This is a genomic window from Moraxella sp. FZFQ2102, assembly GCF_024137865.1.
Lineage (GTDB): Bacteria > Pseudomonadota > Gammaproteobacteria > Pseudomonadales > Moraxellaceae > Moraxella.
The window spans coordinates 1,320,480-1,334,757 of record NZ_CP099960.1; the positions used below are offsets into that span (position 1 = coordinate 1,320,480).

At 47.8% G+C, this 14,278-nt stretch carries 12 protein-coding genes; 8 read left to right on the forward strand and 4 right to left on the reverse strand.

The window, feature by feature from the left end; all coding sequences use genetic code 11:
• Positions 1-47 precede the first annotated feature (47 nt).
• The 6 genes from NGM44_RS06215 (at position 48) to NGM44_RS06240 (ending at position 7,507) form a co-directional block, all read left to right on the forward strand.
• Complete coding sequence (locus tag NGM44_RS06215) at positions 48-1,037, forward strand: ABC transporter permease (protein WP_253222876.1); 990 nt, start codon at positions 48-50, stop codon at positions 1,035-1,037.
• 84 nt (positions 1,038-1,121) lie between these two features.
• A complete protein-coding gene (locus NGM44_RS06220) occupies positions 1,122-2,117 on the forward strand; it encodes an iron chelate uptake ABC transporter family permease subunit (protein ID WP_253222877.1) in 996 nt (331 codons plus the stop codon).
• The gene (locus NGM44_RS06225) at positions 2,114-2,872 is read left to right on the forward strand and encodes an ATP-binding cassette domain-containing protein (RefSeq protein WP_253222878.1); all 759 of its coding nucleotides are present in this window, start codon (positions 2,114-2,116) and stop codon (positions 2,870-2,872) included. Before NGM44_RS06220 ends, NGM44_RS06225 begins: the two co-directional genes overlap by 4 nt.
• Positions 2,873-3,057: 185 nt before the next feature.
• Positions 3,058-5,250, forward strand: a complete 2,193-nt coding sequence (locus tag NGM44_RS06230) for a TonB-dependent receptor (RefSeq protein ID WP_253222879.1) — start codon at positions 3,058-3,060, stop codon at positions 5,248-5,250.
• A 98-nt stretch (positions 5,251-5,348) separates the two neighbouring features.
• On the forward strand, positions 5,349-7,166 hold the full coding sequence (locus tag NGM44_RS06235) for an ABC transporter ATP-binding protein/permease (protein WP_253222880.1): 1,818 nt from the start codon (positions 5,349-5,351) through the stop codon (positions 7,164-7,166).
• A 20-nt stretch (positions 7,167-7,186) separates the two neighbouring features.
• Positions 7,187-7,507, forward strand: coding sequence for a MazG-like protein (locus NGM44_RS06240; protein ID WP_253222881.1), 321 nt, complete (start codon positions 7,187-7,189; stop codon positions 7,505-7,507).
• A 23-nt stretch (positions 7,508-7,530) separates the two neighbouring features.
• Here NGM44_RS06240 and NGM44_RS06245 read toward each other — a convergent pair whose 3' ends face one another.
• The 4 genes from NGM44_RS06245 to NGM44_RS06260 all read right to left on the reverse strand — a co-directional run bounded on the left by NGM44_RS06245 (position 7,531) and on the right by NGM44_RS06260 (position 11,303).
• Complete coding sequence (locus NGM44_RS06245) at positions 7,531-8,508, reverse strand: tRNA-dihydrouridine synthase (RefSeq protein WP_253222882.1); 978 nt, start codon at positions 8,506-8,508, stop codon at positions 7,531-7,533.
• Positions 8,509-8,569: 61 nt separating this feature from the next.
• Positions 8,570-10,048, reverse strand: coding sequence for a UvrD-helicase domain-containing protein (locus tag NGM44_RS06250; protein WP_253224643.1), 1,479 nt, complete (start codon positions 10,046-10,048; stop codon positions 8,570-8,572).
• A 158-nt stretch (positions 10,049-10,206) separates the two neighbouring features.
• Positions 10,207-10,602 carry a DUF4268 domain-containing protein gene (locus tag NGM44_RS06255; RefSeq protein ID WP_253222883.1) on the reverse strand — a complete coding sequence of 132 codons (396 nt, stop codon included), beginning with the start codon at positions 10,600-10,602 and terminating at the stop codon, positions 10,207-10,209.
• Positions 10,512-11,303: a hypothetical protein gene (locus tag NGM44_RS06260; RefSeq protein WP_253222884.1), complete on the reverse strand. Its 792-nt coding sequence runs from the start codon at positions 11,301-11,303 to the stop codon at positions 10,512-10,514. The genes NGM44_RS06255 and NGM44_RS06260 overlap by 91 nt, the downstream gene beginning before the upstream one ends.
• 174 nt (positions 11,304-11,477) lie before the next feature.
• On the opposite strand from NGM44_RS06260, the gene NGM44_RS06265 reads away from it, so the two are divergent.
• Both NGM44_RS06265 and dnaJ read left to right on the forward strand, forming a co-directional pair.
• Positions 11,478-12,902 (forward strand): phosphomannomutase CpsG, encoded by a 1,425-nt coding sequence (locus tag NGM44_RS06265; RefSeq protein WP_253222885.1) that lies wholly within the window; start codon positions 11,478-11,480, stop codon positions 12,900-12,902.
• A 159-nt stretch (positions 12,903-13,061) separates the two neighbouring features.
• On the forward strand, positions 13,062-14,222 hold the full coding sequence (gene dnaJ, locus NGM44_RS06270) for a molecular chaperone DnaJ (protein ID WP_253222886.1): 1,161 nt from the start codon (positions 13,062-13,064) through the stop codon (positions 14,220-14,222).
• The last annotated feature ends 56 nt before the right edge of the window (positions 14,223-14,278 follow it).

Consider the following 14,278-nt stretch of genomic DNA (forward strand, 5'->3'; position numbering starts at 1 on the left):
ACTTGCCATCTTTTATTTCGTCAATTTGTGTGTGTCCTAAGAGTGTTATGAATACCGCTGCATCAATCAATCCTTGGCAAAAAGCCATCGGCATCAATGCAATCAGCCTAGTGCTGATGGCGGTGCTGATTTTGGTGAGTCTATCGGTGGGTGTGGCAGAGTTTAGTTGGCAAAGTCTTATATCAGGTCAAGTCAGCCAAGATGCCCAAATCCTAATCCAAAGCCGTATCCCCCGTACGCTTGCCATCATCTTGACTGGTGCAGGTATGGCGATCAGTGGCATGATGATGCAGGTGGTGCTCAAAAACCGCTTTGTCGAGCCATCGATGGTGGGTGCTACCCAAAGTGCGGCACTGGGTATGCTCATCACGGCTCTCATGCTCCCATCAGCACCCATCATCGCCAAAATCAGCATCGCCACCGTCTGTGCGATGGTGGGCATGATGATATTTATGAAACTGATTAAGCGGCTACCAGCGACGGATTATCTGATGATTCCGCTGGTGGGGATTGTCTTTAGTGGCATCATCGATGCGATGAGTACATTTATTGCTTATCAAACTGAGATGGTGCAGATGCTTGGTGTGTGGCGATTTGGCGATTTTTCCAGTATTTTGGCGGGTCGCTATGAGCTGTTATGGCTGGTTGGCGGTGTGTCGCTGATGGCTTATATTTTGGCTGATAAGCTGACCATCATTGGGCTGGGTGATCATATCGCCACAAACTTGGGTGTCAACCGTGACGCGGTACTTCGGCTGTCGGTTGTGATGGTCGCCTTGGTCAGCTCGGTGGTGGTGGCGACGGTTGGCATGATTCCTTTTGTAGAGCTTGTGGTGCCAAACATCATCAGCCGTTTGATGGGCGATCGGCTCAGACTCACTCTGCCTGCGGTGGCACTGCTTGGCGCATCCGCGGTGCTATTGTGCGACATCATCGGGCGATTGATGATTTATCCGTTTGAGATCCCGGTCACGGTGGTCTTTGGGGTGCTGGGTGCGGCGGTATTTTTATATTTATTATTAAAAAATCCCAAATAACTCTCTATCACCTTCCATAACACTCACTAAGATTTTGCCAATTTTTTTAGGCTTTTTAACGATTAACAATTAACCTGATTCATCATGCCTGCTCTTCAAATTTTTGCCCGTCCCGTTTCTCTGATCAAAAAGAGGCCGCTGACCGTGATGGCGATATTGCTTGTCATCGCCATCTTGCTGTTTATGAGTGTCAATGTCACAGGCAACTGGTCATTTATCCTAAGCTTGCGTGGCAAAAAACTGTTGGCATTGATGACTGTTGGTTTTGCCATTGGCACATCGACGCTACTGTTTCAGACCTTGACGCACAATCCGATTTTGACGCCAGCACTGCTGGGCTTTGATAGCTTATATGTGCTGATCAAGAGTCTGATGGTGTTCTTTTTGGGTGCAGTGGGGATGGCATCGATACCGACTTTGGGCAAGTTTGGCTTTGAAGTCATCATCATGCTTGGCTTGTCACTGGTGATGTTTCGCACGCTGTTTGGGCGGCATAGTCAGGATTTGACACGGCTGATTTTGGTGGGCGTGGTCTTTGGGCTGTTGTTTCGCAGTCTGTCATTTTTGGTGGCACGAATGATTGACCCAGAAGAATTTGTGACCATCCAATCGGTGAGTTATGCAGGGTTTAACACCATCAATATCCAAGTGCTCAGTGTCGGCATGGTACTGTGTGCCATCTGTGCACTGCTGATGTATCGGATGCGTCACAAGCTTGATATTCTGCTTCTTGGGCGACTGCCTGCAATCAATCTGGGCATCAATTATACGCGTCTGACGCTGGGCGTGCTTGCGATGATTGCACTGCTTGTTGCGGTATCGACGGCGATGGTGGGGCCGGTGACTTTTTTTGGGCTGCTGGTCTGCGCCTTGACCAATGCCATCAGCCCATCGATGCATCATGGCAAGCGATTGCTACTGGTTAGCCTAATCGCCATGCTGTGCTTGGTGGCAGGGCAGATGATTTTTGAGCATCTGCTCAAGATGGCAGGCGTGCTTGAGGTGGTGATTGAGCTGGTGGGCGGTTTGGCATTTTTGTGGATTATTTTTCATCAATATCAAAAGCAGGCAACACGATGATACAGGTTCAAGGTGTCGGATTTCGACTGGATAATGGCACGCAGATTTTGGATGATGTCAATCTGTCCTTACAGACAGGGCAAGTGGTGGCATTGATTGGCCCAAATGGTGCAGGCAAATCGACGCTGTTCAATCTGATGGCGCGCATCCTGCCGCTACAGTCAGGCAAGGTGAGCTTCGGTGGCTATGATGTGGCGACGACAGATGGCCGAAAGCTTGCCTGTACGCTTGCCATGCTGACCCAAGAAAATCATGTCCAAGGCAGGCTTCGGGTGCGAGAGCTACTGATGTTTGGGCGTTATCCGCATCATCAAGGCACACCAACGCCAGAGGATGTGCAGCGTGTCGAAGCGGTGTTGGCAGAGTTTGAGCTGACAGCACTGTCCGAGCGGTTCTTGTCCGATTTATCCGGTGGTCAGCGTCAGCGAGTGCTGATCGCCATGGTGGTATGCCAAGATACACCGTATCTGCTGCTTGATGAGCCATTGAATAATCTGGATATGTATCATGCAGGGCGACTGATGCGAAAACTGCGAGTGCTTGCCAAAGCGGGCAAAACCATCGTCATCGTCCTACATGACATCAACCAAGCGGCACAGTTTGCCGATACGGTGGTGATGATGAAATCGGGACAAATCATCGCCATAGGCAAACCCATCGATGTGCTGACTGCAAGCACAATGAAGCAGCTGTATCAAGTCGATGTCACTGTGCTATATCACGATGATAAGCCGGTGATTGTTGATGCGGTGTAGGGTTGGCTTTATAACAAATGGTTTGCTTTTATTAACCACCCATAATTTATTCTGACAAAAACACTAGACAATTTTACGAATAATAATTATAATGATAACCAATCTCATTAACAGCCATAATCGGAAAAGAAGTCCGTTCATCATTGAGCGGGCTTTTTTGTTGGATTTATCTTAGGAAAAAGTCTATGAAATCTGCATTTCGTCCTACCTTGATGCCTTCTACTTTGTCATTGGCGGTACTGACCGCACTGTTTGCACCATCTGCCATGGCAGAGACGACAGATCAGACGCCAAGTGTCGTCCTAGAAGGCGAGACCATCACCATCAAGCGTGACCAAAGTAAGCTCAAAGAGTCTGCCCAAAAAGTGCTGATCATTGATCGCCAAGCCATCGATGACCAACTGCTACTGAGCGATGATACCTCCGAAGCACTGTCGAAGCTGATTCCTGGCTATGCGCCAGCGAGTGAGAAGCTGGGCACGGTGGGCGAGAGCTTCCGTGGTCGTGATGTGCTGTTTATGATTGATGGCGTGCCGCAGTCCAATCCACTGCGTGATGGCAGTCGTGAAAGCCGTACCATTGATTTAGCGATGGTGGAGCGTATCGAAGTGGTCTATGGGGCATCTGCCGAACAAGGTCTGGGTGCGACAGGCGGTATTATTAATTTTATCACCAAAACCAACCGCAAAGATGGCATTGCTCAGCAGGTCGCCATCACCGCCAGCAGCGATAATCACTTTAATTCTGATGGCTTGGGCGGTAGCGTGCGTTATCAAGCAAGTTTTGGCGGTGAGAAGACAGATGCCTTATTTGCTGTCAAATATGCCAAAGAAGGTATGTATTACCAAGCTGATAACCGCATGACAGGCATCTATGGCAACCAAGGCGATGTCCAAGGTTCGCAAAGCTACGATGTATTCGCCAAAGCAGGGTATCAGATCGATGCGGATAAACGAGTCGGCGCATCGGTGAATTATTATCACCTAGATTCTGATGCGACCCTTGATTATGAAAATGTGGCAGGCAATCGTGCTACTGGCTTGACCGATACCGCTGTCAAATACACAGGTACGGCATATCGTGGCAAGACGCCTTATAATGACGCTTTGACGGTAAATGCCACTTATAGCGATGACGACTTCTTTGGCACTCGTCTGTCAGCACAAGCGTTTTATAACGACTTTACCGCGCGTTATGGGGCGAATAATGCCAATAACTACCAAGACATCAGCATCGCCCCGAATGGCACGCTTCTTGACCAATCACAAAACGAATCGACCAAAATCGGTGCAAAACTGACGCTCAACAAAGACGACCTATGGCAAGACCGTGTCTCTGTGACGGCAGGCGTGGATGCGCTACAAGATGAAACCGAACAAAAACTGATCCTAACCAATCGCAGCTGGGCACCGTTGATGCAGTATCGCAGTGTCGCACCGTTTGCACAGGCGCGCGTGCGTTTGGCTGACCGTCTCAATCTCAGTGCTGGTGTGCGTTATGAGCATGGCGAGCTTAAGGTAGATGATTTTGAGACTGTTGCAGGCTATACACGTGCAGCTAGCTTCGGTAGCCGTCGTTGGACGCAGACACCAGTTGAGGGCGGTACGGTGAAGTTCGATGAAGTCTTGCCAAGTGTCGGCTTGGTCTATGACGTCAATGACAGTACGCAAGTGTTTGCCAACTATGCCAAAGGTCTGGGTATGCCAGATGTCGGCGGTACATTGCGTGCCATCACCGCTCTAGACCAAAGTGTGTCAAGCATCAATCTTGAGCCGATTGTCACTGATAATACCGAAGTGGGCGTGCGTTATACTGGCGATAAGCTGTCAGCGGATTTGAGCGTATTCCAGTCCAAATCAGATCTTGGCTCGACGCTTGAATATGATGCGACAGTCGAAGGCTATCGTGCGGCACGCCAAGCCACCGACATCAAGGGTGCTGAAGTGGCACTGCGTTACCAAGCGACCGACAATGCCCAATTCACCGCAAGCTATGCACACACCCAAGGCGAATACGATGCCAATGGTGATGGTGTGATGGTGGATATGCCAGCACGCAACATCAGCCCTGATAAGCTATCTGTCGGCGTGAACTATCGCTTTGGAGATAGCGACAAGCGATTTGGTATGACAGCGACGCATCTGTTCTCTCGTGATTATCCTGCTGTCAATAATGCCGAATCCAAAGCCGATGCTTATACCTTGGTGGATATGACTTATAAACAGCCACTGGGCAAAGGCGTGGTCGGATTGGGCATCAATAATCTGCTGAACGAAGAGTATGATGTCTTCTTGACAGATGCCGTGTTGCCGACTTCTGATCGTTATACTGGTGGTCGTGGCCGCAACTACAATGTGAGCTATACCATTGATTTTTAATTAGAAAATTTATAAACCGTTTGTGGGTAACTACAAACGGTTTTTGTCTTTTTCTATGTGCAACTGTGTTGTTGTGATTAATTAATAAGCGGTAATTTATGGATTGGCAAAGTGAACTGACTGGCTCAGCCATGTGGTTTGTGCAGACATTGACTTGGGTGACGGCAGTGTTTGCGGTGGCGTTTTTTATCTTGACACGCTACACGGATACAGGGCGTAAGTTTTGGCATATTACTAAGCCATGCTTAACAAATACCAGCATCATCAAGACAGTGCTGATGGTCGTGGTGCTCATCGCTTTTGTGCTGATCGAAGTGCGTATCAGTGTGCTGAATACCTTTTTTTATAATGGACTTTATACATCACTACAAGAGATGAAGCCTGATGCGTTTTGGTTTTTTGCATTGATTAACGCCAGTCTGGTCGGCATCAAGGTCATCCAAGAGATCATTGATGTGCTGATTGGGCAAGTGTTTGAGATTCGCTGGCTCGAAAAATTAAACACCGTGTTATTGAATCGCTGGCTGGATAATCAAAACTACTACCGCCTAAGTCGCCCAGATAATGCCAAGCCTGATAACATTGATCAGCGTATCGAGCAAGATGCGACCGCCTTTATCACCGATACGCTTGAGATGGTGCGTGGGGTGCTAAACGCCATCTTATCATCGATTGAGTTCACCATTATCTTGTGGGGCTTGTCGGGAGTGCTGGTGCTGGCTGGCATTGAGATTCCAAAGGGCGTGGTGTTTTTGGTGTATGGATTTATCATTACTGCTACCGTCATTTCGGTATGGATTGGGCGACCACTGATTCGCCTGAATTTTGAAAAAGAGCACCGCCATGGCGACTATCGCTATGCACTGGTGCGAGTGCGTGACCATGCTGAGAGCATTGCATTTTATCAAGGTGAAAAACAAGAAAAGCTCAGCTTGAGTGCTTATTTTCGTGCCATCATTGATAATCGCTGGGCGATTGTCCGTCGTTCGCTGGGTTTGGGCGGCTTTAATACCGGGGTGACGCAGTTTGCGATGCTGTTGCCGATTATGCTGCAAGCACCGAGATTTTTTGCAGGGCAAATCAAGCTTGGTGATGTGCATCAGACGGTGCAGTCGTTCAACCGCTTGATGCGTGCTTTGTCATTTTTCCGTTTGTTTTATGAAGATTTTACCTTGTATCAAGCGCGAGTCAATCGTCTGTACGGATTTTTACATTCTTTAGATAAAATTGATAAAAAAACCAATACCGCTGAGTCAGTCAGCACCGATCTGTCTGCCCAGTCGCCATCAGAAGCAAAGCTTGCCTTGCAGCAATTTGGACTGATGAATAAACAAGGTCATCTGCTGTTTTCGCCTGTGGATGCGGTGCTCAATCGTGGTGATCGCCTATTAATCCAAGGCGAATCAGGTGTGGGCAAAACCAGTCTCTTGCGAGCGATGGCGGGGATTTATCCACTGCCGACAGTGGGTGCGATGCACATTGCCATGTCGCAAAAACTGCATTTCACACCCCAAAAAAGCTACATTCCCCAAGGTAGCCTGCGTGATGTCGTCACTTATCCTGCGATGGTGGTAGATGATGAGAGCATCGCCAAGTGGCTGAGTGTCGTGGGACTCAAACAGCTTGCCAAACGCCTAGATGACATCGAAGACTGGCAGGCGTATCTGTCCCCAGGGCAAGCACAGCGAATTGGCTTTGTGCGGATTTTGTTGGCACGTCCTGATGTGATATTTCTTGATGAAGCGACATCAGCGCTTGATGAAGCCAATGAGAAGCTGATGTACACGCTACTTGCGACGCACTTGCCTGATAGTGTGGTCGTGAGTATCGGTCATCGCAGCAGCTTGCATGAGTTTCATCATAAGACCATACAAGTAACAAGAGCGGTACACAGTAATGCTTATGATGGGCTATAATGGATGCTTTGGAGAATTTTATGACTGATTTTAAACAAATTATCGAACGCCCGATGGCAATCCGTGCCAAATATCATGCGCTAGAAGACAAGCACCATGGTTCACGCTGGACGGTCGAAGAAGATGCTTTGGCATTTTTGACCGATGCAGGCTTGGTGGGTCGCTTGACGATGGCACATGAGGGGCGTTGGACGAAGTCAGATAGCGATGTGGATAGCGAGCTTGCTCATAAACTTGCCGAAAATATTTGGTGGCAAATCGTACTTGCCGAGCGTATGGGCATTGATATTCATGGTGAGATGGAAGCATTTTTGGCAAATCTAGAGCGTCGATTATCGTAACTCACAGTCAAAGCCGACCTGTATCACTGGGTTGGCTTTTTTATACTCGCCAAAATCGTTTGCTCAATCTCACCCTTATCCTTGATTTTTTTGATGATATGCCACAGCGTGTCTGCTTCAACATAGCCTTTGGTGAGCATACCCAGCCATTGCTTATAGCGACCAATCAGCCCATTTTGGTTCTCTGTCTCATCCGCCAAAAACTGCAACTGATATTGACATAAGCTTGCCCAGTCCATACCCTTCAAGCCCGCAATGGTCGCAATCAAATCAGGACGAGTGACCGCACCACGACCAAGCATCAGATGGGGTGTGTCAGCTTCGGCGATACAGCGTTTGGCGTCATCCGCTGTCCAAATCTCGCCATTGGCGATGATGGGCATCCCAAGGGTGGTAAAAGGGGCGACCTTATCCCAATAGGCAGGGGGTTTGTAGCCGTCCACCTTGGTGCGAGCATGGATGGTCAGCCAGCTGGCATTTGCCGAGCGTACCGCATCGCCGATGTCGGTCATCAGACTCGTGTCTGTATAGCCTAGGCGGGTTTTGGCAGAGACAGGGATGTCACTTGGTACAGCTTGTCGCACAGCACTGATGATGTGGTATAGCACTTCAGGCTCTTGTAGTAGTACCGAGCCGCCTTTGTGGTTATTGACTGTCTTGGCAGGACAGCCAAAGTTTAGGTCAATCGCTGCCGCCCCAAGTCCTACCGCCGTCACGGCACTTTGTGCCATCGTCTCAGGGTTGTTGCCCAGCAGCTGAATATGCACAGGCGTACCGCTGGCAGTCCGACCGCCATGGTATAATTCTGGGACGAATTTATAAAACACGTGCGCAGGCAAAGGATAATGTGTGACACGGATAAACTCACTCACCGCCCAGTCATAAGGTGCACCTAGTGTACAAGCAATATCGGTCAAAATCCGTCGCATCAATGGGTCGGTAAGACCTTCCATTGGCGCAAGCAGGCGGACAGGATGGGGGAAAAAGTGGTCAAAATTCATAAACTAAAATGGCTGTGATTAAAATTCTTGGAATGGGGTTGATACAATCATTGATGGCAAATTAGCCATAAATCACTTTTTTGTGCACCAAGCCGTGCAGTAGATCAGTGATATGATGAATGTCCAAATTGGTCTTGCCACGAGTGCAGGCGACATAGAGTAGGCGTAGCTCTTCGGGGGTGATTTTGACGGACAAGGTATTGGTATCATACAAAAAATCATCGCTGATTTGCACGCGATTCCACTCAAGCCCCTTGGATTTATGAGCGGTGGAGACGACATAGTCAGCACGGCTTTGGGTGGTTAGGCTATTGATGGCTTTGGTGATGGTGGCGGTGCCATGCTCTTCGATGAGTTTGACCCAAGTTTTTAGGTCACTGCCTTCACCAGTTTCGCTGAACTCTTGGACTTCGCCCCAGTGATTAAAATACGCAAGCTCAGGGATGCCATAGGCGGATTTGCCATTTTTTAGGCTGTCTGCCCCTTGGCAAAACCGCAAAATCCGCTGACTGTCGGCTTGTAGAGCCACTTTATGTCCAAGCTTGAGCCCATCAAGCAGATGGCTCATGGCGGTGGCATTGGTACGACAAAGAATGGCATCTTTGGCACCATGCACAAGGCTTTTGCCGACGGTGGATGGCTGATTGGGATTGCCTTTGAGTGGAATGTCTTCTTGTAAGGCGGTCAAAAACACATTGGCAACATCAGCAATCGACTGTCCAAAGCGAAACGACTGTGTCAATAGCGTCTGCGGATAAGGCAGGCGTTTCATGGCGTTTAACGCACCCCGCCACTCATAAATCTGCTGATGCGCATCGCCGACATAGATGGTCTGCTTGTCTTGGCGAATGAGTGCGCCCATCATCAAAGGATCAGCATCTTGAGCTTCGTCAAATAGGATAAAATCAGCTGGAATGACAGGATTGGACAGTGTCCAAAGCTTTAGATAGACATCATGGCTGATGCCTGATTGATGGCGTGGATCAATCGACTGTAGCCATCGCCGCTCAAAGGCAGGATAGAGCATTTCTTGTAGGCGACTGGCATCTGCTTCATCCATCCATGATGGCGCGCTGATGTGGCGTGGTGCAGGGTAGGCAGATGAGGTCTTACAAAATGTAGTAATCGACTCGCTGATAATATTGGCAAGCTTGGCAGGTGTGAGTGTGACAGGTTTTTTGATGCCATCGACCACTCGCTCAGTACTGATGCCTTGTAAATCAAGCTCAGATGCCAGTCGTGAGGGTGTCAAGCGTGGCAAGCTGATCTTGGCGGTGATGTCGCGATTGACATGACGAAAGGCGAGCGAATGAAAGGTTTGACAGCGGACATTGGGCGGAAATTTGCCTTGTGCTTCGGCAGCGATCGCCTTATTGAATGCCAAATACAGCCCACGACCCCGTAGATTTTCGCTAATCAGCCGTAGCGTAGTCGTCTTGCCCGCTCCTGCATAAGCGACAATCTTAAACGACTGCCCTGTCATCGCCATGTCCAAGGACGCCAACTGTTCGTCAGTCGGCGTAGGCGTGGTTGTGGTCATGCCATGAATGGCGGGGCTATGATAACCACTTGATTTAGCGCTGTGTTGGCTCATAGGCGGCGTAGGCAGTCAAAAATAAGCCATTATAACATAAAAAGCGTTGTCATTTGTCAAAATCAAACGGCAGTGCCAAGCAAGAAGTGCGGATCCAAGCTGTGTTAATTGATGTTGGCTAGATATTTTTTAAACACATCATAAAACTGCTGTATATTACCAACAAAAAAGTCAATGGCGGTCTCCCAAGTTTGCTGATCAAAGGTGCCGACATCGCTCAGCTCAGCTTTGATACGGCAAGCTTTTTTATCGTCTAATGGCTCCCAAATCAGCTCACAGCCAAGTTCTTGTTCGATAGCGTCTTTGAAGTTTTGTAACCCATTGAATATTCTTGTATTTTCCATCGGATCGCTTTTGGCGATATACAGCTCAATTCTGCCTGTGTTTCTAGTCATTACAAAATTCACACTCAGCCCTGTGATGCCGATGCTTGTACCAATGTTATTAAATCTTGATGGAAAATGGCATTGGCAAATAGTGCGATGCCTGCTTGTTTGCATCGATTAATCACCGCCTGCCAAAAATCTAATAATAATCTATCTCGCTCTTTGAGCGTATCTTGCTCTTCACGATTTTTTTCCGCCATTTTAATCATGAATTCTTCGGTTTCTTTGGTAGGAATGATTTGTTCCATATCCAAGAATAGTTGCTCGCCAACTTTATAGGGCGTTGCTTTAAAGCATTGGATTGGCATTTCGTGCTTGGTCATCAGCCATAGCACGGTAGAGGTGACTTCTTTGCGATAATGATTGGCAACAAAGATAATGCGTTGATTTTGATTAAATCGCACTTCGTCCAAATCACTTGCTTGCAGAAATTTTAAAATTTCATGCTCGGCATTTTGTCCGCCATAGCGATCCAAATAGCTTTGATAAATATCCATGATTTGGGATTTGGTCAAAGTGGCACAATACGATGCATATTTTAAAGCTTGCCAAGTGACATTGCGTCCACTGTCATCGAGTTTATTTTCAATAATGACAAGATCGCCTTGCTTATCCAGTGCCAATAAATCCAAACGCTCTCTGGTGTCATCAAAGCCATCAAATTCTTTTTGAATAATCAGCAATTCTTCACCGAGTGCTGCAGGATTTTTTGCAATCCATTCTTGCAGATGGCTGCGTTCACTAAAGCCAAGATCGGAGAAGTTCGTCGGTTGAATCTTTTCAATGGTATTTTCATCTTGATTGATGCGAAACATAATGATCTCTTATAACTGTTGAAAGACATTGAATCATCATGTTATTTTAGCTTGAGTGTGACTGATGTTTCAAGGTGTTTCATTTGGGCTAACTTTTTACACTTTAGCCATACGAACCAACCAATTTTTATGCTACACTATGCTTGAAATCCAAGATTTTATTAAGGAATAGTAATGAATAAATTTGAAAAAATCAGTATCAGCTGCTTTAAAGCTTATGATGTGCGTGGCGAGCTTGGCGTCAATCTGGACGAGTCCATCGCTTATCGCATCGGCCGTGCTTTTGCACAGATTTTGGCAAATAACACCACACACAACCAGTCTGCCATCGTCATCGGTGCAGACATTCGCCCATCAAGCTTTGCCCTAAAAGCCGCTGCGATCGATGGTATCACTGACGCTGGCGTGGATGTCATTGACCTTGGCATGACAGGCACTGAAGAAGTGTATTTTGCCACTAGTCATTATCACGCCATCGGCGGCATTGAAGTCACCGCAAGCCATAACCCAATTAATTATAATGGCTTAAAAATGGTGCGCGAAAATTCTCGTCCAATCAGCGCTGATACAGGACTGGGCGAAGTGCGCGCTTTGGCAGAAAGTGGTGAGTTTATTGATGCACCAAAAGGGCGAGTGATTGAAAAATCAGACAAAACTGCCTACATCGATAAGCTGATGAGCTTTGTGGATACCGCCAAATTCACCGCCAAAAAAATCATCGTCAACAGCGGCAACGGCTCAGCAGGCCCTGTGGTCGATGCCATCGAAGCACGCTTTGCAGCCGCTGGCGCGCCGATTGAGCTCATCAAAGTGCATCATACGCCTGATGGCAGTTTCCCAAATGGCATCCCAAACCCAATGATCATCGCCAACCAAGCATCAACGCGTGATGCAGTACTGGCGCATGGGGCGGATTTTGGTGTGGCGTTCGATGGCGATTTTGACCGCTGCTTTTTGTTCGATGCCAATGGCAGATTCATCGATGGCAGCTATGTCGTCGGGATGCTTGCCGCCGCTTTTTTACAAAAACATCAAGGCGAAACCATCGTCTATGATCCGCGCGTGATTTATAACACCGAAAATGTCATCAGCGACCTAGGCGGCGTGCCTGCGCTGAGCAAATCAGGACATTCATTCATCAAGCAAGTGATGCGTGAAACGGGTGCCATCTATGGTGGCGAGATGTCAGCACATCATTATTTCAAAGAATTTTTCTACTGCGACAGCGGTATGGTGCCATGGCTGCTATTAATTGAGCTGTTATCAGTGACAGGCAAATCTTTGGCTGAGCTTGTCGATGATTATATCAGCGCATTCCCAAGCTCAGGCGAGCTCAATTTCAAGCTTGGACAGTCTGATGCAGCAACCATCAGCCAAGCTTTAGAAGATAAATATGGCTCGCTCAATCCTGCCAAAAACACGCTTGATGGCTTAAGCCTTGACTTTGGCGATTGGCGATTTAATCTGCGTTCGAGTAACACCGAGCCTTTGATTCGCCTAAATATCGAGACTCGTGGCGATGCGGACTTGCTCAAGAGTAAAACTGCTGAAATCTTGGCATTGTTGGCTGATCATGGAGCAATCGCTGCTGATCACTAATGAGTTAAGCTTTCTTGGCCAAATCCCGATGGTACTCATCGGGATTTTTTTGTGAAATACACTCTAGAATTTGTAGGTATTTAATGATTTAGGCTTGATAAATTGTGGTAATAACACCATATTTAGGGATATTTTTGTGTTTTTTATTGAGTTTTGGATATGAGTAAAGATTTTTATAGCATCTTGGGTGTGGATAAATCCGCCGACGAAAAAGAAATCAAAAAAGCCTTTCGTAAAATTGCAATGAAATACCATCCAGACCGCAACCCAGACAATCCTGAGGCCGAAGAAAAGCTCAAAGAAGCTACCCGAGCTTATGAGACGCTCAGCGATGCCGAAAAGCGTGCTGCCTATGACCGCATGGGGCATGATGCCTATGAGCAAGGCATGGGTGCAGGTGGCTTTGGTGGCGGTGGTTTCGGCGGCTTTGGCGGCGGCGATTTTAACGATATTTTTGGTGATTTATTCGGTCAAGCCTTTGGCGGTGGCGGCGGTTTCGGTGGCTTTGGTGGTGGTTCAAGTCGTCGTGCTAGCCGTGGTGCGGATTTGTTGTACAACATCAGCTTGACACTCGAAGAAGCGGTCAAAGGCTGCAAAAAACAAATCACCTTTTCAACATCTGTCACCTGTGGTACATGTCATGGTAAGGGGGCTAAGTCTGACAGCGATATCGTCACTTGTAGCCATTGCCACGGCCAAGGTCAGGTACGTATGCAGCAGGGCTTTTTCGTCATGCAGCAGACCTGTCCGCAGTGTCATGGCACAGGCAAACAAATCAAAAACCCTTGCCCCGACTGTCATGGCGAAGGCAAAAAAAGCGAACAGCAAACGCTGGAAGTCTCGATCCCTGCCGGTGTCGATGATGGCGACCGCGTGCGTCTAGCAGGTAAGGGTGAAGCAGGCGATAAAGGTATGCCAAATGGCGATCTTTATGTCGAAGTGCGTGTACAGCCACATGATGTATTCACTCGTCGTGGCGCGGATTTGCACATGGATGTCCCTGTATCTATGGCAACAGCGGCATTGGGTGATGAAGTCGAAGTGCCAACCCTAGATGGCAAAATCAAAGTCAAAATCGCTGAAGGCACACAATCAGGCAAGCTACTGCGAGTGCGTGGTAAAGGCGTTACCACCGTGCGTGGACATATGCAAGGTGATTTGATTTGCCGTATCGTGGTGCAGACCCCTGTTAATCTGACTTCTGAACAAAAAGAGCTGATGCGACAGCTACAAGCTAGCTTAGGTGAGAAAAATAGCGGCGAGCAGAAAAAAGGCTTTTTTGACAAATTCAAAGACGATGTCAAAGACCTGTTCGACTAAGCATAGGATCTCAAAGCATTTGACAAAGCCATCATATCCTCAGTATGATGGCTTTT

What these genes read in the sequence shown, in the direction of transcription:
- NGM44_RS06260 (WP_253222884.1), bottom strand. Translation starts at nt 11,303, where the DNA reads ATGTTTCGCATCAATCAAGATGAAAATACCATTGAAAAGATTCAACCG.
- NGM44_RS06230 (WP_253222879.1), top strand. Translation starts at nt 3,058, where the DNA reads ATGAAATCTGCATTTCGTCCTACCTTGATGCCTTCTACTTTGTCATTG.
- NGM44_RS06265 (WP_253222885.1), top strand. Translation starts at nt 11,478, where the DNA reads ATGAATAAATTTGAAAAAATCAGTATCAGCTGCTTTAAAGCTTATGAT.
- NGM44_RS06215 (WP_253222876.1), top strand. Translation starts at nt 48, where the DNA reads ATGAATACCGCTGCATCAATCAATCCTTGGCAAAAAGCCATCGGCATC.
- NGM44_RS06240 (WP_253222881.1), top strand. Translation starts at nt 7,187, where the DNA reads ATGACTGATTTTAAACAAATTATCGAACGCCCGATGGCAATCCGTGCC.
- NGM44_RS06255 (WP_253222883.1), bottom strand. Translation starts at nt 10,602, where the DNA reads ATGCAAACAAGCAGGCATCGCACTATTTGCCAATGCCATTTTCCATCA.
- NGM44_RS06250 (WP_253224643.1), bottom strand. Translation starts at nt 10,048, where the DNA reads ATGACCACAACCACGCCTACGCCGACTGACGAACAGTTGGCGTCCTTG.
- NGM44_RS06220 (WP_253222877.1), top strand. Translation starts at nt 1,122, where the DNA reads ATGCCTGCTCTTCAAATTTTTGCCCGTCCCGTTTCTCTGATCAAAAAG.
- NGM44_RS06245 (WP_253222882.1), bottom strand. Translation starts at nt 8,508, where the DNA reads ATGAATTTTGACCACTTTTTCCCCCATCCTGTCCGCCTGCTTGCGCCA.
- NGM44_RS06225 (WP_253222878.1), top strand. Translation starts at nt 2,114, where the DNA reads ATGATACAGGTTCAAGGTGTCGGATTTCGACTGGATAATGGCACGCAG.
- NGM44_RS06235 (WP_253222880.1), top strand. Translation starts at nt 5,349, where the DNA reads ATGGATTGGCAAAGTGAACTGACTGGCTCAGCCATGTGGTTTGTGCAG.
- dnaJ (WP_253222886.1), top strand. Translation starts at nt 13,062, where the DNA reads ATGAGTAAAGATTTTTATAGCATCTTGGGTGTGGATAAATCCGCCGAC.